The 22,370-nt window shown below is 74.3% G+C and carries 24 protein-coding genes; 9 read left to right on the forward strand and 15 right to left on the reverse strand.

Going from position 1 to position 22,370, the window contains the following annotated elements:
* Positions 1-210 precede the first annotated feature (210 nt).
* From PHK61_RS27855 to PHK61_RS27865, 3 genes are all read right to left on the reverse strand, one after another.
* Positions 211-1,197, reverse strand: a complete 987-nt coding sequence (locus tag PHK61_RS27855) for a glycine betaine ABC transporter substrate-binding protein (RefSeq protein ID WP_274284288.1) — start codon at positions 1,195-1,197, stop codon at positions 211-213.
* Positions 1,198-1,318: 121 nt separating this feature from the next.
* Positions 1,319-2,512, reverse strand: a complete 1,194-nt coding sequence (locus PHK61_RS27860) for an ABC transporter permease (protein ID WP_274284289.1) — start codon at positions 2,510-2,512, stop codon at positions 1,319-1,321.
* On the reverse strand, positions 2,509-3,423 hold the full coding sequence (locus PHK61_RS27865; RefSeq protein ID WP_274284290.1) for an ABC transporter ATP-binding protein: 915 nt from the start codon (positions 3,421-3,423) through the stop codon (positions 2,509-2,511). The genes PHK61_RS27860 and PHK61_RS27865 overlap by 4 nt, the downstream gene beginning before the upstream one ends.
* A 172-nt stretch (positions 3,424-3,595) precedes the next feature.
* Here PHK61_RS27865 and PHK61_RS27870 point away from each other — a divergent pair, with 172 nt between their 5' ends.
* Positions 3,596-3,922, forward strand: a complete 327-nt coding sequence (locus PHK61_RS27870; RefSeq protein WP_274284291.1) for a hypothetical protein — start codon at positions 3,596-3,598, stop codon at positions 3,920-3,922.
* Here the strand turns inward: PHK61_RS27870 and PHK61_RS27875 are convergent.
* The 5 genes from PHK61_RS27875 to PHK61_RS27895 all read right to left on the reverse strand — a co-directional run bounded on the left by PHK61_RS27875 (position 3,900) and on the right by PHK61_RS27895 (position 9,738).
* Positions 3,900-5,111 carry a gamma-glutamylcyclotransferase family protein gene (locus PHK61_RS27875; RefSeq protein ID WP_274284292.1) on the reverse strand — a complete coding sequence of 404 codons (1,212 nt, stop codon included), beginning with the start codon at positions 5,109-5,111 and terminating at the stop codon, positions 3,900-3,902. The two genes, PHK61_RS27870 and PHK61_RS27875, sit on opposite strands and share 23 nt — an antisense overlap.
* 17 nt (positions 5,112-5,128) lie before the next feature.
* Entirely contained in the window at positions 5,129-5,773 is a 645-nt protein-coding gene (locus PHK61_RS27880; protein WP_420791450.1) for an MBL fold metallo-hydrolase, read from the reverse strand.
* Positions 5,770-6,858 (reverse strand): S-(hydroxymethyl)mycothiol dehydrogenase, encoded by a 1,089-nt coding sequence (locus tag PHK61_RS27885; protein ID WP_274284293.1) that lies wholly within the window; start codon positions 6,856-6,858, stop codon positions 5,770-5,772. The genes PHK61_RS27880 and PHK61_RS27885 overlap by 4 nt, the downstream gene beginning before the upstream one ends.
* 267 nt (positions 6,859-7,125) lie before the next feature.
* The gene (locus PHK61_RS27890; RefSeq protein WP_274284294.1) at positions 7,126-8,304 is read right to left on the reverse strand and encodes an acetyl-CoA C-acetyltransferase; all 1,179 of its coding nucleotides are present in this window, start codon (positions 8,302-8,304) and stop codon (positions 7,126-7,128) included.
* A gap of 192 nt (positions 8,305-8,496) precedes the next feature.
* Entirely contained in the window at positions 8,497-9,738 is a 1,242-nt protein-coding gene (locus PHK61_RS27895) for an alpha/beta fold hydrolase (protein WP_274284295.1), read from the reverse strand.
* Between the two features lie 243 nt (positions 9,739-9,981).
* On the opposite strand from PHK61_RS27895, the gene PHK61_RS27900 reads away from it, so the two are divergent.
* Entirely contained in the window at positions 9,982-10,710 is a 729-nt protein-coding gene (locus tag PHK61_RS27900; RefSeq protein ID WP_274284296.1) for a beta-ketoacyl-ACP reductase, read from the forward strand.
* Here the strand turns inward: PHK61_RS27900 and PHK61_RS27905 are convergent, their stop codons facing one another.
* Positions 10,711-11,658 (reverse strand): alpha/beta hydrolase, encoded by a 948-nt coding sequence (locus tag PHK61_RS27905; RefSeq protein ID WP_274284297.1) that lies wholly within the window; start codon positions 11,656-11,658, stop codon positions 10,711-10,713.
* Positions 11,659-11,909: 251 nt separating this feature from the next.
* Here PHK61_RS27905 and PHK61_RS27910 point away from each other — a divergent pair, with 251 nt between their 5' ends.
* Positions 11,910-12,665 (forward strand): lytic murein transglycosylase, encoded by a 756-nt coding sequence (locus PHK61_RS27910; protein WP_274284298.1) that lies wholly within the window; start codon positions 11,910-11,912, stop codon positions 12,663-12,665.
* Positions 12,666-12,714: 49 nt separating this feature from the next.
* On the opposite strand, the gene PHK61_RS27915 is transcribed toward PHK61_RS27910, so the two are convergent.
* The 3 genes from PHK61_RS27915 to PHK61_RS27925 all read right to left on the reverse strand — a co-directional run bounded on the left by PHK61_RS27915 (position 12,715) and on the right by PHK61_RS27925 (position 15,144).
* The gene (locus PHK61_RS27915) at positions 12,715-13,074 is read right to left on the reverse strand and encodes a PRC-barrel domain-containing protein (protein ID WP_274284299.1); all 360 of its coding nucleotides are present in this window, start codon (positions 13,072-13,074) and stop codon (positions 12,715-12,717) included.
* Positions 13,075-13,154: 80 nt separating this feature from the next.
* Positions 13,155-14,018: a glutamate racemase gene (locus tag PHK61_RS27920; RefSeq protein ID WP_274284300.1), complete on the reverse strand. Its 864-nt coding sequence runs from the start codon at positions 14,016-14,018 to the stop codon at positions 13,155-13,157.
* 28 nt (positions 14,019-14,046) lie between these two features.
* On the reverse strand, positions 14,047-15,144 hold the full coding sequence (locus PHK61_RS27925; protein WP_274284301.1) for an SDR family oxidoreductase: 1,098 nt from the start codon (positions 15,142-15,144) through the stop codon (positions 14,047-14,049).
* A gap of 195 nt (positions 15,145-15,339) precedes the next feature.
* On the opposite strand from PHK61_RS27925, the gene PHK61_RS27930 reads away from it, so the two are divergent.
* Positions 15,340-16,707 carry an NAD(P)/FAD-dependent oxidoreductase gene (locus PHK61_RS27930; protein ID WP_274284302.1) on the forward strand — a complete coding sequence of 456 codons (1,368 nt, stop codon included), beginning with the start codon at positions 15,340-15,342 and terminating at the stop codon, positions 16,705-16,707.
* Positions 16,708-16,723: 16 nt separating this feature from the next.
* The gene (locus PHK61_RS27935; protein WP_274284303.1) at positions 16,724-17,677 is read left to right on the forward strand and encodes an alpha/beta fold hydrolase; all 954 of its coding nucleotides are present in this window, start codon (positions 16,724-16,726) and stop codon (positions 17,675-17,677) included.
* On the opposite strand, the gene aroQ is transcribed toward PHK61_RS27935, so the two are convergent.
* The gene (gene aroQ, locus PHK61_RS27940) at positions 17,668-18,117 is read right to left on the reverse strand and encodes a type II 3-dehydroquinate dehydratase (protein WP_274284304.1); all 450 of its coding nucleotides are present in this window, start codon (positions 18,115-18,117) and stop codon (positions 17,668-17,670) included. The genes PHK61_RS27935 and aroQ overlap by 10 nt on opposite strands.
* Positions 18,118-18,251: 134 nt before the next feature.
* Here aroQ and PHK61_RS27945 point away from each other — a divergent pair, with 134 nt between their 5' ends.
* Entirely contained in the window at positions 18,252-18,860 is a 609-nt protein-coding gene (locus tag PHK61_RS27945; protein WP_274192680.1) for a response regulator transcription factor, read from the forward strand.
* Positions 18,861-19,081: 221 nt separating this feature from the next.
* Here the strand turns inward: PHK61_RS27945 and PHK61_RS27950 are convergent, their stop codons facing one another.
* The gene (locus PHK61_RS27950) at positions 19,082-19,309 is read right to left on the reverse strand and encodes a hypothetical protein (protein ID WP_274284305.1); all 228 of its coding nucleotides are present in this window, start codon (positions 19,307-19,309) and stop codon (positions 19,082-19,084) included.
* 150 nt (positions 19,310-19,459) lie between these two features.
* Between PHK61_RS27950 and PHK61_RS27955 the strand changes: the two genes are divergently transcribed.
* The 3 genes from PHK61_RS27955 (at position 19,460) to PHK61_RS27965 (ending at position 21,546) form a co-directional block, all read left to right on the forward strand.
* Complete coding sequence (locus PHK61_RS27955) at positions 19,460-19,681, forward strand: hypothetical protein (protein ID WP_274284306.1); 222 nt, start codon at positions 19,460-19,462, stop codon at positions 19,679-19,681.
* A complete protein-coding gene (locus PHK61_RS27960; RefSeq protein WP_274284307.1) occupies positions 19,674-20,447 on the forward strand; it encodes an HpcH/HpaI aldolase family protein in 774 nt (257 codons plus the stop codon). The genes PHK61_RS27955 and PHK61_RS27960 overlap by 8 nt, the downstream gene beginning before the upstream one ends.
* Positions 20,448-20,511: 64 nt before the next feature.
* On the forward strand, positions 20,512-21,546 hold the full coding sequence (locus PHK61_RS27965) for a helix-turn-helix transcriptional regulator (protein WP_274284308.1): 1,035 nt from the start codon (positions 20,512-20,514) through the stop codon (positions 21,544-21,546).
* Here PHK61_RS27965 and PHK61_RS27970 read toward each other — a convergent pair.
* Complete coding sequence (locus PHK61_RS27970) at positions 21,507-22,235, reverse strand: VIT1/CCC1 transporter family protein (RefSeq protein WP_274284309.1); 729 nt, start codon at positions 22,233-22,235, stop codon at positions 21,507-21,509. The genes PHK61_RS27965 and PHK61_RS27970 overlap by 40 nt on opposite strands.
* Positions 22,236-22,370 lie beyond the last annotated feature (135 nt).

Raw genomic sequence — 22,370 nt, forward strand, 5'->3', positions numbered from 1 at the left:
CGAGTCACCCTCGACAAGGTCGCATAGGTCAGCTGCGGTCAATTCTCTTCACAGCGCCCGGCCGGAGCGAAGGGCACCTCCGATCGCATCGATGAGCGAGGGGCGCCCTTCGCCGGAACCCCGGCGGCTTCCCGTGAACGACCGAAGGGCCCCGTCGCTCGACTCGATCGAACGACGGGGCCCTTCGGTCTCCTCAAAGGCGGTGGCTGATCAGCCGATGAAGCCCTGCTGCTGGAGGAACTCGTTGGCGACCTGTCCGGCGTCGCGGCCCTGCGACGAGATCTGCCCGTTGAGCTGGAGCATGACGTCGTCGGTCAGGCGCGGCGAGATCTGGTCGAAGACCTGGACGACGGCCGGGTTCCGGTCGACGACCTGCTTGCGGATCGTGTTCGACGCGTTGTACTTCGGGAAGAAGTTCTTGTCGTCGGCCAGCGACACCAGATTCAGCGCCGGGATGCGGCCGTCGGTGGTGAACACCTCGCCGAACTTGCAGGGGTTGCCGTTGGCCGTGGCCTGGTAGATGGCGCCGGTGTCCAGCACGGTCAGCGCCGGCGGGGCGTCGTAGGGGACGGTCACGCCGTAGGTCTTGAGCAGGTTCGGCAGGCCGTCGTTGCGGCTGGCGAACTCGGCCTCGACGCAGGTGGTGGCCTGCGGGTTGCCGCTGTTGATGAAGTTCGCCCAGTCGGTGGTGGTGCGCAGGTTGTTCGCGTCGGCGAACGCCCGCGTCGTCGCGATCGCGTAGGTGTTGTTGAACGGCGTCGGGTTGGTCCAGACGATCTGGTTGCGCTGCAGATCCTGGTCGCGCACGGCGACGTACTGCTGCTGGGAGTCGGGGATCGGCGTGGTGTTGCCGAGGTTCGTGATCCACCCGGTGCCGGTGTACGACCAGCCCATGTCGATCTCGCCGGACAGCAGGGCCTGGCGGGCGGCGGCGGAGCCGGTGATGTTGCACCGGTCGTTGACGGCCGCACCGACGGACTGCAGGGCGGCCACGCTCATCTTGCAGAGCAGCAGCTGCTCGTCGAACTCCTGGCCGCCGACCGTGTAGGTCTGGCCGGCGAGGTTGATTCCGCTGGCGGCGAGGCTGCCGCCCTGGGCCTGGGGCTGACCGGAGCCGGAGAGGCCACCGCAGCCGGCGAGGACGAACGCGAGCACGGCGATGGTCGCGCCGACCACCCGCCCTGAACGTGGGAGCATCGCGGGATCGTTGCACCACCGGGAGGTAAAGGCGAGGGGGAAACGATCTCGGCCACCATGCGGACCGGGGGGCGCCGGGTCGCGCAGCGCGTGGCGACCGCCCGTCCCGGTCCCCGGACCGTCAGCCCCGCCCGCGCCCCAGGGCCTCGCGCAGGGAGACGCGGGCGCCGGTGCGCAGCACCGAGTTCGCGTAGATGCGCCCGCCGAGGGCGAGCACGACGGCTGTGAACGCGATCGTCAGCACGAACGCGAGCACGACCTGGCCGACCGGCGCGACGCCCAGCGCGATCCGGGCGGGCATGAACAGCGGGCTGAACGGCGGCAGCAGCGAGATCACGGTGATCGCGGTGCCACGCGGGTCGGAGGTCAGCAGGTTGAAGCCGACGACGAAGCCGAGCAGCACGGTGATCGTGATCGGCGACAGGACGCTCTGCGTGTCCTCCTGCCGGGACACCAGCGACCCGGCGGCGGCGAACACCGTCGCGTACAGCGCGAACCCCAGCAGGTACCAGACCACCACCGACACCAGCGTCGACACGAGCCCGGGGCCCGGGGCCAGCACCCCCGCCGCGCCCGCCACGGCGAGACCGGCCCCGCCGAGCACGACCAACTGCAGCAGCCCCACCGCCCCGAGGCCGAGCACCTTGCCGAGCAGCAGCTGCCACGGCCGCACCGACGACAGCACGATCTCGACCACCCGGCTCGCCTTCTCCTCGACGACGCCCTGGGCGACCATCGCGCCGTAGGTCTGGATGGAGAAGAACAGCAGGAACGCCCCGGCGAGCCCGAGGCCCAGCCGCCGGCCCGCCTGCGGGTCCGGGGGCTCGAGCGACACCACGACCGGGCCCGACTCGGCGAGCGCCGCGTCCAGCGCCGCCGGGTCGACCCCGCGCGCGACGAGGAAGCCGTCGCGGGCCACGGTGGTCGTCGCATCGACGATCACCCGCTCCAGATCGGCGTCGGGCTCCGAGGCGACGACGACCCGGGGCCGCGCCGGCTCCCCGCCCACCAGCGCGTCGAGGTCGCCGGCCCGGACCGCCGCCTCGCCGGTGGCGACGTCGGGCTGGGGCACGACGGTGAGCGTGAGGCCCTCGGTGGGCGCGGCGCGCTCCAGGGGACCGGCGAGGGCGACGGCGGGACCGGTCACGCCGACGCGGGCGGTGTCGTCGCCGGACGCGATCGTGGCGATGACCGCCGCGTAGACCCCGAGCAGCACCAGCACGACGAGGGTGCCGACGACGAACGCCCGCCCCCGCACCCGGGAGGCGAACTCCCGCCGGGCGATGAGCAGGACCGGGCGCAGGGCCCCGGTCACGCCGCGACCTCGGAGCCGTGGTCGGCCACGGCGTCACGGTAGATCTCGGCGAGCGTCGGGCGGCGGCGCCGGAACTCGTGGACCGGGCCGGTGGCGCGGGCGGCGTCGAGCACGCCGCCGAGCGTGGCCTCGGAGGCGTCGGCGAGGGTCAGCACCGTCCCGCCGTCCGCGTCGCGGGTGCGCGCGACGCCGGGCACGCCGTCGGCCCACCCCGGCGGCGCGTGCGGGGCGTCGACGACGACCTCGACCGCCGACGCGTCGCGCAGCTGCGCCACCGCGCCCTCGGCGACGAGGCGGCCCGCGCGCACGATCCCGACCCGGTCGCAGAGCCGCTCGACGAGCTCGAGCTGGTGCGAGGAGAAGACCACCGGCGCGCCCGCGTCGCGGCGCTCGCGCAGGACCTCGCTCATGACGTCGACCGCCACCGGGTCGAGGCCGGAGAACGGCTCGTCGAGCACCAGGACGTCCGGCTCGGCGACGAGCGCGGCGGCGAGCTGGACGCGCTGCTGGTTGCCCAGGCTCAGGCGCTGGACCTCGTCGGCCCGGCGCTCGGCCAGCCCGAGCCGCTCGGTCCAGCGGTCGGCGGCCTCGCGGGCCTGCGCGGCCGACCGCCCGCGCAGCTCGGCGAGGTAGCGCAGCTGGGTGCCGACGGCCATGCGCGGGTAGAGCCCGCGCTCCTCGGGCATGTAGCCGATCCGCCGCCGCGACGCCGCGTCGAGCGCCCGTCCCTCCAGCCGGACCTCGCCCGCGTCGGCGGCGAGCACGCCGAGCGCGATCCGCATCGTCGTCGTCTTGCCGGCACCGTTGGCGCCGACGAACCCGTAGAGCTCGCCGGGGCGCACGGTGAAGGTCATGCCGTCCAGGGCGACCGTGGACCCGAATCGTTTGGAGATCCCGTCGATCTCGAGCATCGCTCTCCCGTCCGCGAGACGGTGATCAGGATGTCGGAGCCACCAGCAGCCGTCCAACGCAGCCCGGTCGGGGGACCGGGACCGCATCGTGACCTCGATGGTCGTAACGGGGCCTGGCGGCGGACGCGAGATCCGGTGGACAGTGGTGATCCACGGAGTGGGGGGTCGTGACGTGCGGGTGCTCGTGGTGTCGGCGGTGACGGTGATCCTCCTGATGGGCGCCGTGCCGCTCGCCGTGCCCGGCGTCCCGCGGCTGCACGGCGTGCCGCAGCTCGTGGCCCTGGGCGTGCTCGTGCTGGCGGGGGTGGCGTTCCTCGTGGGCCTGGCGCTGCTCGCGCTCGGGCGCTCGGCCCGGCGGCGCGCCGAGGAGCCGGCGCAGGCCACCCCGGCCGCCCCGGTGCCCGCCGCCCCAGTGCCCGCCGCACCGGTGGGCCCCGTGACGCCCGTGACGCCCGTGACGCCGACCCCGGTCTACGTCAGCGTCCGGAGCCGCTCGTAGGCGGCCAGGGGGCCGTCAGCGGCGCGCCGTGCACCGGTCCGCGCCAGGTCCACACCCAGGTCGGCACCGGGCCGTCGGCCGTGTGCGCGACGGCGCGCTGGCGGCGGTAGTCGGGCCCCTCGTACGCGTCGAGGCGCGGCAGCGCCCCGGGCGGGTCGGCGAGCGTCAGCACCGCGCCGCGGGCCCGCCCCGGCCCGCCGCGGACCAGGGCGGGGTAGCCGCGGCCCGTGTCGTGCACCCGCCCCGGCAGCCACGCCTCGCGGGGCTCCCCGGTGACGTGCGGGGCCATCAGCGACCACGCGCTCCGGCCGGGGAGCAGGGTGCCGTAGACGAACACGCGGTCCGGCCACGACGCCGGGTCGGGGGCGCCGTGCTCGACGCGCACGACGTCCGGGGTCGGGGGCGCCGGCGCGCCGGAGAGGTCCCGCGCGGCGGCCTGGTCGAGCGCGGCGACGGGCACCGGCGCGCCGTCGACGAGCAGCGGCGCGCGCGACTCCGACGGGTCCAGCTCCCCTATCGGCGTGCTCCCCTGTCTGCTGCGTGTCCCCAGGTCGCCCGCCCAGTAGGTCCAGACGCCGTCGAGGCGCGCCCCGTCCTCGGTGACCACGCGGACATCCGTGGTCGAGCTCCGCTCCGCTGCGTCTCCCGCGGTGCGCAGCCGCACCAGGTCGTAGCGCTCGCCGCGTCCCTCGCACCGGTCGAGGACGGCGACCTGGTCGGGGGTCGCCATCCACACCGCGTGGGTCTCGACCGCGCCCGGCGCCACCGCCAGCGTCGCCGGCCGGGCCCCGTCCCGCGCGCGCAGCCCGGCCGCCCACACGGCCGCGAGCCCCTCGACCCGCGCCCGCAGCACCACGACCGGCCCGCCTAGCCCGAGGTGCTCGCGCAGCCACGTGAGCTTGCCCGGGCAGCGGTTGGACCCGAACGCGAGCACCGGCACCCGGGCGGTCATCGGCGCGGCCCCGCGGTCGGCGAGCCAGCGGTCGAGGTCGCGCCCGGAGAGACCATCGCCGTCGACCGTCCAGCCGGCGGCGGCGTGGTCGGACGGCTCGAGCCGACGGCTCGCCGCGTCCAGGTGCACGAACGAGAAACCCGGCGCGACCCCGGGGTAGGGGTCGGCCGGGTACTCGTCGTCGGCGTACGTGCCGGAGCCGATGGTCGAGCTCCCCCGTCGGCGTGCTCGCTCCAACGCTGCGTCGTCCGGGCTCAGTAGCCCCGCTCGCGGTACTCCTCGAGACGCGCGGCCTCGTCGCCGACCTTCGTCGTGTCACCGTGGCCGGTGCGCACGATGGTGTCGCCGGGCAGCGTGAAGACCTTCTGGGCCAGCTGCTCGATGATCACGTTGAAGTCGGAGTACGACGGCCCCGTGGCGCCCGGTCCTCCGTTGAACAGGGTGTCGCCGGAGAACAGCGTCTGGATGTCCGGCGCGTAGAACACGGTCGACCCGGGGGAGTGGCCCGGCGTGTGGATCGCCCGCAGGTCGATCCCGGCGATCGTGAACGTCTCGCCGTCCAGGATCTCGCCGTCCGGCTCGCGGTCCGGGTAGGTCATGTTCCAGATCACCCGGTCGTCCGGGTTGAGCAGGATCGGCGCGTCGAAGGCGGCCGCGATCGCCGGGGCGGCGTTGACGTGGTCGTTGTGCGAGTGGGTGCACAGGATGGCCACCACGTTGCGGTCGCCGACCGCGGACTTGATCGCCTCGGCGTCGTGCGGGGCGTCCAGCAGGACGACCTCGGACGAGTCGCCGATGATCCAGACGTTGTTGTCGACGTCGAAGGAGTTGCCGTCGATCTCGAACTTGCCCGACGTCGTGAGGTGCTCGACGCCGTTGCCGATCTTCTCGGCCGTCACAGGATCACCACCGAACGCAGCACGTCGCCGTGATGCATCTTCTCGAAGGACTGCTCGACGTCGTCGAGCGAGATCCGCTCGGTGACGAACTTGTCGAGCGGGAACCGGCCCTGCAGCGCGAGGTCGACGAGCATCGGGAAGTCGCGGCTGGGCAGGCAGTCGCCGTACCAGGACGCCCGCAGCGACCCGCCGTGGGAGAAGAACGGCTGGAAGTCGGCCTCGAGCGTCATGTCCGGCGACGGTACGCCGACCAGGACGAGCCGGCCCGCGAGGTCGCGGGCCTCGAAGGCCTGCTTCCAGGTGGCGGGGATGCCGACCGCGTCGACGACCACGTCGGCGCCGAAGCCGCCGGTGAGGTCGCGGATGCCCTGCACCGGGTCGGAGTTCTTCGCGTTGATCGTGTGGGTCGCGCCGAAGCCCTTGGCCCACTCGAGCTTCCGGTCCTCGGTGTCGACCGCGATGATCGTCGTGGCGCCGGCCAGCGCCGCCCCCGCGATCGCCGCGTCACCCACGCCGCCGCAGCCGATGACGGCCACGGTCTCGCCGCGCTTCACCTCGCCGGTGTTGATCGCGGCCCCCGCGCCGGCCATGATCCCGCAGCCGATGAGCCCGGCCTGCGCCGGATCGATGTCGGGGTTGACCTTCGTGCACTGACCCGAGTGCACCAGCGTCTTCTCCGCGAACGCCCCGATGCCCAGCGCCGGCTTGAGCTCCTCGCCGGTGTCCTTGAGCGTCATCGCCTGGGCGGCGTTGTGGGTGTCGAAGCACAGGTGGTGCTTGCCCTTGCGGCACGCGCGACAGACCCCGCAGACGGCGCGCCAGTTGAGGATGACGTAGTCGCCGACCTCGAGACCCGTGACGCCCTCACCGAGCGACTCCACCACGCCCGCGGCCTCGTGGCCGAGCAGGAACGGGTAGGCGTCCTCGATGTTGCCCTCGCGGTAGTGCAGGTCGGTGTGGCAGACCCCGCAGGCCTGGACCTTCACCACGGCCTCACCCGGACCCGGATCGGGGATGACGATCGTCTCGACCGTCACCGGCTTGCCCTTCTCCCGGGACACGACGCCCCGGACCTCCTGCGGCATGTGCTGGCCTCCGTGTCTTGAGGGTGTGCTCCCGGTCACCTGTGCCCGGACGACCACCTTGGCATGCACACCCGAGCATGGTCACCGCCGCCGGCATGATCATTCATGTGATCGCGGTCGGACGGGACCGCGCCCGGGTCCTCCCACCGGACGCGGCCCCGTCCCCGTGTTCGACGCACGCGCGTCCGCGGCGGTTCCGTCCCGTGGCACGACGACGCGGCGGCCACCCCGCCGGGGGTGACCGCCGCGTCGCGCTGGTGCGTGGACTCAGGCGTGGAAGATCAGGGCCGAGCCCTGACCGCCGCCGCCGCAGAGGCTGGCGACCGCGTAGCCGCCGCCGCGGCGCCGGAGCTCGTGGGCGCAGTGGACCGCGAGGCGGTTGCCGGTGGCCCCGATGGGGTGGCCGAGCGCGATGGCGCCGCCGTCGGTGTTGACCTGGTCGGAGCTCAGGCCGAGCTCGCGGGCCGACTGGATCGCGACGGCCGCGAACGCCTCGTTGATCTCCCACAGCGAGACGTCCGAGGGGTCGATGCCCTCACGGCGCAGGGCCTTGAAGGCGGCGTTGGACGGCTGCGAGAGCAGCGAGTTGTCCGGGCCGGCGACCCAGCCGTGGTTGCGGATCTCGCACAGCGGCGTGAGGCCCAGCTCCTGGGCCTTCTTCGCCGACATGACGACGGTGGCCGAGGCGCCGTCGGAGACCTGCGACGAGCTGCCCGCCGTGATCGCGCCCTCCTTGGCGAACGCCGGGCGCAGCTTCCCCAGGCCCTCCGCGGTGGTGTCGCCGCGGACGCCCTCGTCCTCGGTGACCGAGATCGGGTCGCCCTTGCGCTGCGGGACCTGCACCGGGGCGATCTCGGCCTCGAAGCGGCCGTTCTTCGCGGCGTCGGCGGCGCGCTGGTGGGACGCGGCCGCGACCTCGTCCATCTCCTCGCGCGACAGGCCGATCGACGAGGCGAAGCGCTCGGTGGAGGCGCCCATCGACTCGTGGTCGTAGACGTCGGTGAGGCCGTCGTGCTCGGTGGCGTCGATCAGCGAGCCGGCGCCGTACTTGTAGCCCGAACGGGCCTTCGGGAGCATGTGCGGCCCGCCGGTCATCGACTCCATGCCGCCGGCGACGACGATGTCGTACTCGCCGGCCTGGATCATCTGGTCGGCGAGCGCGACGGCGTCGAGCCCCGACAGGCAGACCTTGTTGAGGGTGAACGACGGCGTCGACATCGGGATGCCGGCGTCGGTCGACGCCTTGCGGGCCGGGTTCTGGCCGTTGCCGGCCTGGACCACCTGGCCCATGACCACGTACTCGACCTGCTCCCCGCTGATCCCGGCGGCCTCGAGCGCCGCCTTGATCGCCGCGGTGCCCAGGTCGCCGGCCGTCATGCCGGCGAACGCGCCGGAGAGCTTGCCGATGGGGGTGCGCTTGCCGGAGACGATGACGGAGCCGGGCATGCGATGGGTCCTCTCGGGTCGAGGGGTGGCGCGACGGTCAGCCGGGACGGCCGGTCACCGCGGTGGTGACGGGGCGTGTTGCCCTCCTCACGGAGGGCCGGACATCTGAACGTACCCGCGGGCCGGGGTCGATACCCAGGCCCGCGGGCGGACGATCACCCACGGAGAGCGGGATCGGTCCAGGTCGATCGCTCACCCGCGACGCGAGTGCTCCGCGACCGCGGTCATGAGCGGCGGCCACTCGTGGCGCAGGGCCTGGTTGCCCATGAACAGCCCCAGGTGCCCGCCGGGCGCGGTGCGCCGCGTGACCTGGTCCGCCGGGGTCGACACGTGGTCGGCGGCGGCGAACACCTGCACGGGCGGGGTGATGTGGTCGGTGGCCCCGCCCAGCAGGAACAGCGGGCACCGGATGGCGCGCATGTCCACGCGCCGCCCGTCGACCTCGAGCTCGCCGTTGATCAGCTCGTTGCCGGCGAAGAGGTGCTCGACCAGCCAGAGGTAGAACGTGCCGGGCACGTCCTGCGTGTGCTTGAACCAGTCCTCGAACGCCTCGTAGCGCGCGATGGCCTCGGGGTCGTCGAGGTTGCGCAGCAGGTCGACGTGCTTGGCGATCTCGGCCTCGGGGCGGATCGCGATGAAGCCGCCGAGGACGAAGGAGCCCGGCATGTTCCCGCCGCCCGCGGCGACCATGGCGCGGTAGGGCAGCTGCCCGAAGCGCTGGGTCATCACCCGCGAGGAGGCGCCGATCGGCGTCTCGCCGGCGTGGAAGTCGATCGGCGCGCCGGCCAGGGTCAGCGTGTTGACCTTCTCCGGGTGGATCGCCGCGTAGATCGTCGCGAGCCATCCCCCCTGGCAGTCGCCCACCAGGTTGACCTCCCCGCCGCAGTGCTCGACGGCACGGTCGACGACGGCGATGTAGTCGGAGATCGTCGTGCCCGAGGTCGCCTTGGTGGCGCCGACCCAGTCGAGCGTGAACGCCCGCGTCAGACCGGCCTCGCGGATCACCATCATCTGCGACTGGCGCGGCTGGAAGTCGACGATGCACGAGTCGTGCCCGGCCTGCGGCGGGAGCACGAGCGTCGGGACCACGTCGTCCGTCGAGCCCTGGGAGAAGTCCCGCAGGCGCGCGATCGGGGTCTCGAAGACGATCTCGTGCTCGTTGTGCCACTGCGGGCGGCGGCGGGTGAACACGTGCCGCCACCAGCGCTGGGCGTCGCGAGTGTTGCGGCCGGGCGTCACCGACTGCTCCAGGGCCCGGCGCAGCACGTAGCCCGCACCCTTGGTCATCTCGGCGGCGCCGCGGACGGCGGCGGTGGCGTGGTAGCCGCGCAGGTACGCGGCCGGATCGGGTGAGGGGGCCTCGGTCTGGACAGCGGTGGGGTCGCGGTCCAGGGGCTGGTCGGTCTCGACGTGCTCGTCGGCGGGGGCCGTCATGGCACACCTCCTCGCGCCCGGTCCGGGCGCTCGATCGCACCCGGCGTTGGGTGCTGCATGGACCGTACGGGCCGCTTGGGATGTTTCGCAACGGCGGCTACCCACGGGTAGGGGAGGGCTCGGACTTCCGGTCGCGGGGGAACCCGACTTCGATGGGCCCGCGGACCGTGTGGCCCCGGCCACCGTTCGGGTACAGGGCATCGCGACGCGGACCATCGAGCGTAGGGAGCACGCATGGGAGACATGACCGGACAGGTGGCCCTGGTGACGGGCGGCGCCCGCGGTATCGGACGGGCGATCAGCGTGCGGCTCGCCAACCGCGGGATGAAGGTCGGCGTCGGCTACTCGTCGGACCCGACCTCGGCGGAGAACCTCAAGGCCGAGTTCCCCGACCAGATCACCATCCACCAGGGCAACATCGGCGACCGCGGCGACTGCGAGCGCGTGTTCGACGAGGTCGTCAAGGCCCACGGGCGGGTGGACGTCCTGGTGAACAACGCCGGCATCACCGCGGACAAGATGGTGGCCAAGATGGAGGTCGACGACTGGGACCGCGTGGTGCAGGTCAACCTGTCGGGGACCTTCTACATGGCCCAGCTGGCCTACCTGCAGATGGCCGAGCGCGGCAGCGGGCGCATCATCAACATCAGCTCGGTGATCGGCGAGCAGGGCAACGCCGGACAGGTGAACTACGCCGCGACGAAGTCGGGGCTGTTCGGCATGACGATGTCGATGGCGCAGGAGGGCGCCCGCAAGGGCGTCACCGTCAACTGCGTGGCCCCCGGCTACATCGAGACCGACATGGTGGCCGCGGTGCCAGAGAAGGCGATCGAGAAGATCGTCTCGGGCATCCCGATGAAGCGCCTCGGCCAGCCCGACGAGGTCGCGCGCGTGGTGGAGTTCCTCGCCGACCCCGAGTCGGAGTACATCACCGGGCAGGTCTACTCCGTCAACGGCGGCCTGCACATGTGATCAGTGCAGGCGGGCCGTGAGCTCGGCGCACACGTCGTCGAGCGCGGTCGCCGACGCCCGGCACACGCCGGGGAAGGTGAGGAAACCGTGCACCGCCCGGGGGTGGTCGGTGTGCCGCACCGGCACACCGGCCCCCTCGAGGCGGTGCGCGTAGTCGACGCCGTCGTCGTGCAGCGGGTCGACGCCCGCGGTGACCACCAGCGCCGGCGGGAGACCGTGCACGTCCGGCGCGAGCAGCGGCGAGCAGAGCGGGTCGGTCGGGTCGCCGTCGTCGCCGAGGTAGTGCGCCCGGAACACGTCCATGTCGGCGCGCGTGAGCACCGGCCCGGACGCGAAGCGCTCGACCGAGGCGCGCTCGAAGGTCAGGTCGAGCACGGGGTAGAGCAGGACCTGCGCGTCGATCACCGGCCCGGACTCGCGCGCGAGCAGGCAGACCACCGCCGCGAGGTTGCCGCCGGCGCTGTCGCCCATCACCGCGAGGCGGTCGGGCCGCGCGCCGAGGGTCGCGGCCTCGCGCGCCGCCCAGCTCACCGCGGCGTAGCCGTCCTCGCGCCCGGCGGGGTAGGGGTGCTCGGGGGCGAGGCGGTAGTCGACCGACACCACGAGCGCCCCGACCCGCGACGCGACGTGCGCGCACAGCCAGTCGGACTGGTCGAGGTTGCCGAGCGTGCCCCCGCCGCCGTGGAAGTTGACGACGATCGGCAGCGCGCGCGCCGTGGGCGGGCGGTAGAGGCGCACCGGGCGCGGGCCGACGTCGGTGTGGGCGACCCGGTCGGTGACGAACACACCGCGCGGCATCGGCCCGAACACCCGCGACGTGACCACGTTGTGGCTCAGGCGCCGCGCCCGCGCGCGGGTGATCTCCTCGGGGCCCATGCGGCTGACCGCCACGGCCCCCGAGACGTCGGCGAACCACGTGAACATGCGGAGCCGGACGTCAATGTCCATGGCACCCCCTCGCGCGAGCCGTGCCCCGCCGTCCACGCCGACCGACGGAGGGCGACAGCCTGCACGATCAACCCGGCCCGAGGCGCCCCGGACGGAGCACCGATCGGGGCCAGTCGGTGACCGGCGCGCGCCGCACGGGGACGAGCGGGTGACGCGCGTGTCGTGTCGACGACACGTCGCGTCGCTCCGCCGGGCGGTTGCTCCGGACGTCGTCACGGGATGCCGACGGCGGCTTCCGTAGCGTCGCGGCGGTGAGCACGCCGCCGAGCGACCCGCGCACGGACACCGTCGACGGCCGGCGGCTCGAGAACCTGCTCGTGGCGGCCGTGGTGCTCGTCCTCGTCGTCGGGGCCGGCATCGCGGGCGTCGTGGCCGTCACGCGGCGCGGCCCCGACGCCGTGCCCGCCTACGCCCAGCCGGCCGCCGCCCCGGTGCCCGCGGACGCCGCGGCCCGCGCGAGCTGGGCGCGTGGCGCCGCGGGCCCGACCGGCGTCCCGGAACGGGCGCTCGTAGCCTACGCCGGCGCCGAGGCCGCGGCCCGGGACGAGCTCGCCGACTGCGGCCTGTCGTGGGTGACGCTCGCCGGGCTCGGCCGGGTCGAGTCGAACCACGGCCGCTTCGGGAACACCGCCCTCAACGAGGCCGGGCGCCCCGCCGATCCGGTCCGGGGCCCCGAGCTGGACGGCACGAACGGCAACCGGGAGATCCGCGACTCCGACGGCGGGCGCCTCGACGGCGACACCACCTACGACCGCGCCGTCGGCCCGCTGCAGTTCATCCCGTCCACCTGGGCGCTCTACGGCGCCGACGGGGACGGCGACGGCGTCGGCGACCCCGACGACCTCGACGACGCCGCCCTGGCCGCCGCGCGCTACCTGTGCGCCGACGACCGCGACCTGCGCCGCGGCGACGACTGGCGCGCCGCGGTGCTCGCCTACAACCGCTCGCAGGCCTACGTCGACCGCGTGCGCCGGGAGGCCGTGGGCGCGGCGACGGCGGTGGGCTGACGGAGGTGGCTGACGGAGATGGCTGACGGAGGTGGCTGACGGAGGTGACTCAGCGCCGCGCGAGACGCCGCTCGCCGAGCGAGCCCGTCTGGTACGCCAGCCCGTAGTGCGCGAACACGCCGGGCTCGTCGGAGGCGTGCAGCTCGCCGTCGGGGTCGATCCCCGGCGCCTCGCGGACCAGCTCGCGGGCGAAGGCGACCTTGAGGTGCTCGGGGGTGACGACGGCGCCCTTGAGCGGCGCGAACACCAGCCGCGCCTTCCCGAACAGCGAGGAGAGCTTCACCGTCACGAACACGGCCTCGTCGCCGAGGGTGTCGACGTAGACGGCCTCCAGCGTGCCGATCTTCGCGTCCTCGACGTCGACGACGGGGCGGCCGCGCCAGTCGCGGATGTTCTCGGCGGGGATCACGCGGCCGAGCCTAGGGCCTGCGGCCGCGAGGGCGTGGCGCACGGTGGGCGGCGAGGAGGCGCACGTCCTCGGCCGGACGCTCACACCCCGCGCAGCGCCGGCTGCTCCGCGGTGTCCGGATCCGTGCCGCGCCCGGACTCGTCGGTGGCCGGGAGCTCGGCCCGGGCGATCCGCCCGCCGCGGGCCAGCGCCCGCCCGATGGGGTAGGCGAGCGCGGCCGCCGGCAGCGGGCCCTCCTCGCCGCCGAGGTGCACGCGGACCTCGGCGGCCCCGGCCGCGGGGTCCTCGGGGAGGCCCAGGCGGCGCAGGGCCTGCCCGGCCACGGCCCGCGAGCTGTCGTGCAGGCCGGTGCCCGGCGGGAGCGCGGCCAGGATGTCGTCGACGACCAGCGGGTAGTGCGTGCAGCCGAGCACCACCGACCGGCAGTGCTCCGGGGTGCGCGCCGCGGCGAGGGCGATCGCGTCCCGCACCCCCGCGGCGTCGGCGTGCTCGACGGCCGTCGCCAGCCCGGGGCAGGCGACCGACGCGGCCTGGCCGGGCGCCGCGAACTGCTCGAGGAGGTCGGCCTGGTACCCGCTGGCGGTGGTGCGCTCGGTGGCCCAGACCGCGAACGGCAGCCCGGTCGCCCCGGCGGGCTTGACCGCGGGGACGGTCACCACCACGGGCCGCTCGGGCTCGACGGCCGCGCGCAGCGGCACCACCGCGGTCACCGAGGCGGTGTTGCACGGCACCACGATCGCGTCGGCGCCGCGGGCGACCGCCAGCCGGCCGGTGCCGACCACGCGGTCGACGATCCAGTCCGAGGGCTTCGACCCCCACGGCATGCCCTCGGGGTCGAGGTAGAGGTCGAGCGCGAGATCAGGGCGCAGGTGGCGCAGCCAGCCGGCCGTCGCGAGCAGCCCACACCCCGAGTCGATGAGCGCCACGCGCCGGTGCCCGACCATCACCTGCGAGTCTAGGACCCGCCCGATCTCAGACCATCGCCGCGCTCCCGACGTCCGGGTGCTCGCGGTGGAAGGCCACCATCGCGCCGACGTGCTCACTGAACGGCGGGCAGCGCACGCCGACCTCGTCGAGCAGGGCGGTGGTCGCCGTGACGTCGTAGACGGTCGGGTGGGTGAGGTAGTCCAGCGTCGACGAGGGCAGCGCGAAGAGCCGCCCGACGCCGGGGACGTGGTCGATCGAGAACTTCGACAGCGCCGAGGGCACCGGCACGACGCGCAGCTTCTTGCCGGTGTGGACCGCGAACGCCTCGCACATCTCCAGCACCGACGGGGGCCGCGGGGCGGCGAGCGCGACCGTGCGGTTCAGCGCCCCGGGGTGCGGCGCGAGCGCGGCGATGGCGTCGACGACGAAGTCGCTCGGCACGAGGTTGAACTGCACCCGCGCCGGGTCGGCGGGCAGGGGCATCACCGCGACGCGGCCCTGGCGGGCGATGAGCTGCAGGGCGTAGTACGGCCCGTCGTACTTCTGGGTCTCCCCGGTGCGGCTGTCGCCGACCACGACCGAGGGCCGGTAGATCGTCACCGGCAGGCCGGCGTCCCGCGCCTTGGCGACGATGCGCTCGGCCTCGTGCTTGGTGTGCTCGTAGTGGTTGGAGAACGCCTGCCCGAGCTCGAGGTCGTCCTCGGCGAAGATCCCGTCGTAGCGCCCGGAGACGTAGCAGGTGCTGACGTACTGCAGCCGGACGAGCTCGCCCGCGCTGCGGGCGAGGTCGACGACGTGGCGCGTGCCGTCGACGTTGACCGACCATGCGAGCTCCGCGGGCACCGACAGGTCGTAGACGGCGGCGAGGTGGAAGATCTCCAGCGGGCCCGACCGCAGCGTCGCGGCCTCCTCGTCGTCGAGGCCGAGACCCGGGCGGGTGATGTCGCCGACGACGAGGCGGGTGCGTCCCGCGATCGCCGGCTCGGCGGCCTCGAGACGGTCCAGCGTGGCGCGCGCCCGGTCCAGCCAGCGCTCCTGCACCAGCGCCACGGCGGCGGCGTCGGAGGAGCGGCGCAACGTGCGCGGCAGCAGCGCGGTGCCGAGGAAGCCGGGGAAGCCGGTGAACAGCACGGTCGTCGGCATGCGGTCTCCTCGGTCAGGGGTGCCCGTCGGGGTCCGGGGAGGAGACCATGAACCCCTGCGGTCCGCCGGACGACGTGGACCGCACGTGTCTGTGAGAGCCGTCATGGGTCCGGTCGTGTCGGCGCGGAAAGGTGTGCCGGACGCCGGACCAGGGCAGAACTGGACGAAGGTTCGCGGCTAGGAGGACATGCTCAGATGAGCGCGCAGCGCATCGTGGTGGTCGGCGCCGGGTTCGCCGGCCTGAAGGCCGTCCAGCGCCTCGAGAGCGAGCTCAAGGGCGAGCTGGCGCGGGGCGAGGTGGAGATCGTGGTGGTCAACCCCCACGACTACATGCTCTACCTCCCCCTGCTGCCCCAGGTCGCGGCCGGGGTCATCACCGCCCAGTCGGTGACCGTGCCGCTGCCGCGGGCCATCAAGCGGGCCCAGCGCCTGCCCGGCCAGGTGGTGGGGCTCGACCTGGAGCGCAAGGTCGCCGTCGTCCGCAAGATCAGCGAGGACGTCGTCGACCTGCCCTACGACCGTCTGGTCATCGCGGCGGGCAGCGTCACCCGGCAGTTCGACATCCCCGGGCTCGAGGAGCACGGCCTGGGCATGAAGAACCTGGGCGAGGCCGCGTACCTGCGCGACCACGTCCTCTCCCAGCTCGAGCTGGCCAACGCCTCCACCGACCCCGACGAGCGCGCGGCCCGCTGCAGCTTCGTCGTGGTCGGCGGCGGCTACGCCGGCACCGAGACCGCGGCGTGCCTCGAGCTGCTCACCGACGCCGCGCTGAAGCGCTTCCCGCGCCTCGACCCGACGCTGGTGAAGTGGACGCTGGTCGACATCGCCCCGCGCCTCATGCCCGAGCTCGGGCAGCGCCTCGGCGAGGAGGCGCTCGACCTGCTGCGCCGCCGCGGGATCGGCATCCGGCTCGAGACCGGCGTCGAGGAGGTCACCGACTCCAGCGTCACCCTCACCGACGGCAGCACGATCCCGACCAAGACCCTGGTCTGGACCGCGGGCGTCACCGCGAGCCCGCTGGTCAAGATGCTCGGGGTCGAGCTCATCCGCGGGCGCGTCAAGTGCGGCACCGACCTGCGTCTCGACGGGTACGACGACGTGTTCGTGCTCGGTGACGCCGCGGCCGTCCCCGACCTGACCGCGAGCCCGCCCGGATCGGCGCTGTGCCCGCCGACCGCCCAGCACGCGACGCGGCAGGCGGTGATCGCGGCCGACAACGTCGTCGCCTCGCTGCGCGGCGAGCCGCTGCGCGAGTACAAGCACCACGACCTCGGGCTCGTCGTCGACCTCGGCGGCACCCAGGCGGTGGCACACCCGCTGAAGCTGCGGCTCACCGGCGTCGTCGCCCAGGCCGTGACCCGCGGGTACCACCTCTACGCGCTGCCGCTCATGCGCACGCGGATGCGCGTCGTCTTCAACTGGATCCTGCACCTGTTCGGCGGCGACGACTTCGTCCGCATCGGCTTCCTGCAGGGGCGCAAGAGCGAGACCTCGTCGTTCGAGGAGACGCGCGACTACCTGTCCGAGGAGGACATGGAGAAGCGGGCCACCGCCGCCGGGTGACGGGCATCCTGGGCACGTGAGCGCCGCCGAGGGAGACGAGGGGGACGGCGGGTTCGTCGAGGACATGCCCGCCGCCGACGGCACGCGCCTGCGGCGGTGGGACAACGGCGCCGCGGGCGTGCCGGTCGTGCTGTCCAACGGCCTGGGGGCCAGCGCCGCGGCCTGGCCGTTCCTGCACGGCGAGCACTGCGGCTACCACGCCACGACCTGGTACCACCGCGGTCTGGGCGGGTCCGCGCGCCCGGACGACGAGTCGCGCATCGGCGTCGGCGCCCACGCCGACGACCTCATCGCCACCATGGACGCCGCCAGCATGGAACGCGCGGTGGTCGTCGGCTGGTCGGTGGGCGTCGCGGTCGCGATCGAGGCGGCCCGGCGCGCCCCCGAGCGCGTCGCGGGCCTGCTCGCCCTGGGCGGGGTGGCCACCGGCGTGTTCCGCGTGCTGCCCGCGTTCCCGCCGCTGGCCGACCAGGTGCCCGAGGGCGTGCACCGGCGGGCCGCGCGGATCGGCGGCTGGTTGCTGCGGGTGGTCGGGCCGCCCGTCGCCGGAGTGATCCACATGCTGCCGCGCAGCATGGACGCCAGCCGCGACGCCCTCGAGCGCGCCGGCATGGACGCCGCGGCCCTCGACCCGACCGGCGCCACCGCGCCCATGGTCACGCTCGCCGAGGTGGCCCGGCAGTTCGCCCGCCACGACTGGACCTGGTTCTCGCGGATGGTCCTGGCCGCCGCCGAGCACGACGCCCCGGACGACGACGCCCTGGCCGCGCTGCGGATGCCCGCGACCGTCGTGGCCGGTGACTACGACACCCTCGCCCCGCCCGCGGACATGGCGGCGCTGGCGGCCGCGCTGCCCGACGTCCGGCTGGTGCGCCTGCCCGGCTCGCACTTCCTGCCCCTGCAGTTCCCGGACGCCCTCGCCGGCGAGCTCGCCGCGCTCGCGCAGCGCGCGGGCCTGGGTCAGGCCTGACGCACGATCCGCTCGGCGAGGAAGCGCAGCGCGAGGTCGTAGCCCGTCGGACCGGCCCCGGCGATCACGACCGTGGCCACCGGCGACACGTACGAGTGCGACCGGAACGCCTCCCGTGCGTGCACGTTCGACAGGTGCACCTCGACCACGGGCACGGGCAGCGCCGCCAGCGCGTCGCGCAGGGCCACGGACGTGTGCGTGTAGCCGCCCGGATTGATGATCACTCCGGCGTGGTCGGTCATCGCCTCGTGGACCGCGTCGATGAGCACGCCCTCGTGGTTGCTCTGGCGCGCGTCGACCTCCAGCCCGAGGTCGGCGGCGGTGCGGCGGGCGCGTTCCTCCAGGTCGGCGAGGGTGTCGCGGCCGTAGATCTCGGGCTCGCGCCGGCCGAGGAGATCCAGGTTGGGGCCGTTGACGAGCAGGACGGGGCGAGGGTTCACGCGCCACTCCATCGGGGGTTCATAACCACGCTCTTGTCATTCGGGGGTCAAGCGGACGGGTGGGGCGACCGATGAGGAGGACAGCGCCCACGGACACTTCGCCTGGGCGGTCTCCCCACCCGGACGGAGTCTGTATGAGGACGGTTCTGATCTGCGACGACCGGCGCAGTGTCCGCGAGGGACTGACGCGTGTCATGTCCGCGGTGCCCGGCGTCCAGCGCATCGACTGCGTGTCGACCGCCGACGAGCTGCTCACCCGCTACGCCCGCCAGAGCGCGGACGTCGTGTTCGTCGGCACCCAGCGCGCGGTCGCGTCCGGCGCCGAGGCCACGCGGCGTCTCATGGCCGCGCACCCGCAGGCCAACGTCATGGTCTTCGGCGCCCCCGACGACGGCGGCAGCATCGCCGCCGCGATCGCCGGCGGCGCGCGCGGCTACCTGCGCTGGGACGCCTCGCGCCCCGAGCTGGTCGCCGCGCTCGCGCACTCCGCCGCGGGTGCCGAGGTCGGCGCGATGCCGATGCAGCGCGGCGCGCAGCCGGGCGCGGGCGTCAACCTCACCGAGCGCGAGATGCAGGTCCTGCGCGGGATGAGCCAGGGCAAGAGCAACGGCCAGATCGGCCGCGAGCTCTACCTGTCCGAGGACACCGTGAAGACCCACGCCCGCCGGCTGTTCCGCAAGCTCTCGGCGGCCGACCGCGCCCAGGCGGTGGCGCAGGGCTTCCGCTGCGGTCTCGTCTCCTGAGCGCCGGGCGCCCGAGGAGCAGCGGTCACGGTCGACGTCCCGCCGGGTCGGAGGCGGCAGGATGTCGGACCGCAACACGTCGGACCCCAGCATGTCGGATCGCAGCACGTCGGATCACAGCACGTCGGATCACAGCACGTCGGATCACAGAGCAGTCGGCCGGACCCGGTGGGCGGGCGTACCCCGCATTCGTCCGCCCACCGGGCCCGGCCGGCGCGCGGTCAGGGGCCGACGACGGTCCTGATCGCGTCGTCGCGCAGTTCGGTGCGGGTGCGCCGGTGGGCGCCGAAGCGGTGCCGGATGCCGTCGGGGGCGGACAGCCAGCCCTGGTAGGCGTCGAGCGCGTATTCGAGGCGCTCGCCGGAGTCGTCGTCGCGCACGGTGATCCGGTACGCGGTGTCGCGCACGAAGGTGAAGCGGGGCGCAGGAGTGCGGGTCGGGGCGGCCATCACCGCCGATCGTACGGCCGCGGAACACCGACCCGGTTCCCTCGAACGGAGCAGTCCCTGGGAAGGTGACCGAGGTCTCGGCGGGTGCCCGGGCCTCGGGAGGTCGCGGGTGCGGTCGGTGCTGGTGCTCCTGGTCGGCGTGCGACCCGGGTGCTCTACCGCAGCACCGACACCGCGGGTCGTCCGAACACCGTCAGCGGTGATCAGGACCGCGAGCTCGCCGAGCGGTGGTGCGCGCGCGGTGCCACGGTGCAGGTCGTGCCCACTCCCGTGCCCACCCACGTCGGCGGGGTCGCCCCCGGCTTCGCCGCCGCGGTCCCCTTCAACGAGAGCCGATTCGCCGGCCGGCAGGCGGTGTCGACCTGTGACTGAGCCCCTCGACCCCGTCCGCGCCGCCTGGGCGGCCGGTCGTGCCGCGCGCAACGGCTGGCTGACGGTGCCCGACCCGCACCTCGTCGAGGTCGTCGCCGCCCACGCCGCCGGGCAGGGGCTGCTGGACGCGCTCACGCTCGACCTGCAGCACGGCCTGTTCGACCGCGCCCGCAGCGCCGACGCCGTCCGCGCGATCGCCGCCCACGGGATCGCCCCGCTCGTGCGACTGCCCGCGGTGGACGAGGCGATCATCGGCTTCGTGCTCGACCTCGGCGTGCGCGGCGTGATCGCGCCGATGGTGTCCGACGCGGCGACGGCGGGCGAGCTCGTCGCCGCCTGCCGCTACCCGCCGGACGGGCGGCGCTCGTTCGGCCCGGTGCGCACGGCGCTGCGTCCCGGCGACGACCCGATCGCGGCCGCCGGCAGCGTGCTCGCCTTCGCGATGATCGAGACGGCGGACGCCCTGGAGCGCGCGCCCGAGATCGCCGCGGTCGCCGGCCTGGACGGGCTGTTCGTGGGCCCGGGGGACCTGGGCGTCGCGCTCGGGATCGGGCCGGCGCAGGACCGGGAGGAGCCGGAGATCCACGAGGCGTTCGCGCGCGTCCTCGCGGCCTGCGCGGCGTCGGGGACACGGGCGGCGGTGCACGCCACCGACCCCGCGTACGCGGCGGCCCGCGCGGCCGACGGGTTCGCGCTGGTCACGGTGTGGTCCGACGTGCCCGCGCTGCTCGGGAGCATGGACGGGGTGCGGGCGGCGTTCGGCTGACGTCGCCGCTGACGTGCCCGGGTGGCGGACCGCTGCTGTCCGCCACCCCCGCCACACTGGGCTCGTGCTCGAGACCTCCGCCCGCCTCCTGCGGCTGCTGTCGCTCCTGCAGGCCCGTCCGGAGTGGACCGGCCCGGAGCTCGCCGAGCGGATGGGCGTCACCACCCGCACCGTGCGCCGCGACGTCGACAAGCTGCGCGGCCTCGACTACCCGGTCGAGGTCGACTTCGGCCCGGGCGGCGGCTACCGCCTCGGCGCCGGGGCCGCGCTGCCGCCGCTGCTGCTCGACGACGACGAGGCGGTGGCGGTCGCGGTGACCCTGCGGACGGCCGCGGGGACCGGGGTGGCGGGCACCGGCGAGACCGCGCTGGCCGCGCTGGTCAAGCTCGAGCGCATCCTGCCCGCCCGGCTGCGGCACCGGATCGCGGCGATGCCGGTGGCGATCGTGGCCCCCCGCGTCGCGGCGTCGGTCGACCCCGCGGTGCTCGCCGCCGTGGGCGGGGCCTGCCGCGACCGGCGGGTCCTCGAGATCGACTACACCGACCGCGACGGCACGCCGACCCGCCGGCGCCTCGAGCCGATCCACCTCGTGGCGTGGGGGCGGCGCTGGTACCTCGTGGCGTGGGACCGCGACCGCGAGGACTGGCGCACCCTGCGCGTCGACCGGATGACCCCGCGGCTCGCGCCCGACGGCCTGCCCACCGGGCCCCGCTTCACCCCGCGGGAGATCCCCGGTGGCGACCCGGCGGCGTTCGTGGCGGGCCGCGTCGCCGACGTCCGCCCGTTCCGCTGCGTCGTGCGCGTGGCGGCTCCCGCCGAGCAGGTCCGCGCGACGATCTGGACCGACCAGGTCCGCGTCGAGGCGCTCGGGACGCAGGAGTGCCGGGTGACGCTCTCGGCCGACGACGCCCGGTCGGCGGCGCTGATCCTCACCGGGCTCGACGCGGACTTCGTGGTGGAGTCCCCGGAGACCGAGCGCAGCGGAGCTCGACCGTCGGATCAGCGCGCGCTGATCGAGGAGTTCCGTCGTGTCGCGGCCCGCTTCACGCGGGCGACGGCTCAGCCGACCGCGCCGCCGACCAGCCAGCCGATCCCGTAGGTCACGGCGAGCCCGAGCGCGCCGCCGATCACGACGCGCAGCACGGCCCGGCGCGGGGTGGCGCCGCCGAGGCGGGCGCTGACCCACCCGGCGAGCCCGAGGGCCAGCAGCACGACCGCGACGGTGACGGGGACCCGCCAGGACGTCGGGGTCACGAGGATCGCGACGAGGGGGAGCAGCGCACCGGACACGAACGAGACGGCCGACGCCCCCGCCGCCCGCCAGGGGCTCGTGAGCTCCTCGGGGTCGAGGTGCAGCTCGGCGTCGACGTGGGCGGCGAGCGCGTCGTGCTCGGTGAGCTCGACCGCCACCTGGCGCGCGGTCTCCCGCGAGAGACCCTTCTCCTCGTAGAGCTCGGTCAGCTCCTCGAGCTCCTCGCGGGGCGCCTCGCGCAGCTCGCGGCGCTCCTTGGCGAGCTGGGCCCGCTCCGAGTCGCGCTGGCTCGACACCGACACGTACTCGCCGAGGGCCATCGACACCGCGCCGGCGACGAGCCCGGCGACGCCGGCGGTCGCGATCGGGCCTCGCTCCGCCGTCGCGCCGGCCACGCCCACGACGATGCCGGCCGTCGAGACGATGCCGTCGTTGGCGCCGAGCACCCCGGCGCGCAGCCAGTTCAGTCGCTGGGAGAGCTCGCCACCGTGCGGCTCCGCGTGGACGCCGCCGTCGGTGTTCACTGCGTCGGACATGCTTCCAGCGTCCCACGAAGACTGGAACGGTTCCAGAAAACTGAGGCTGTCCTTGGTTCGTGTCGGCGATTCACACCACTCCCTCGCCGGGAGGCGCACGATGGAGGGGCCGGGCCGGGCGCATCGGGGTCGTCC

Origin of the sequence: Actinomycetospora lutea, from assembly GCF_028737205.1 — a bacterium.
Taxonomy (GTDB): Bacteria; Actinomycetota; Actinomycetes; order Mycobacteriales; family Pseudonocardiaceae; genus Actinomycetospora; species Actinomycetospora lutea.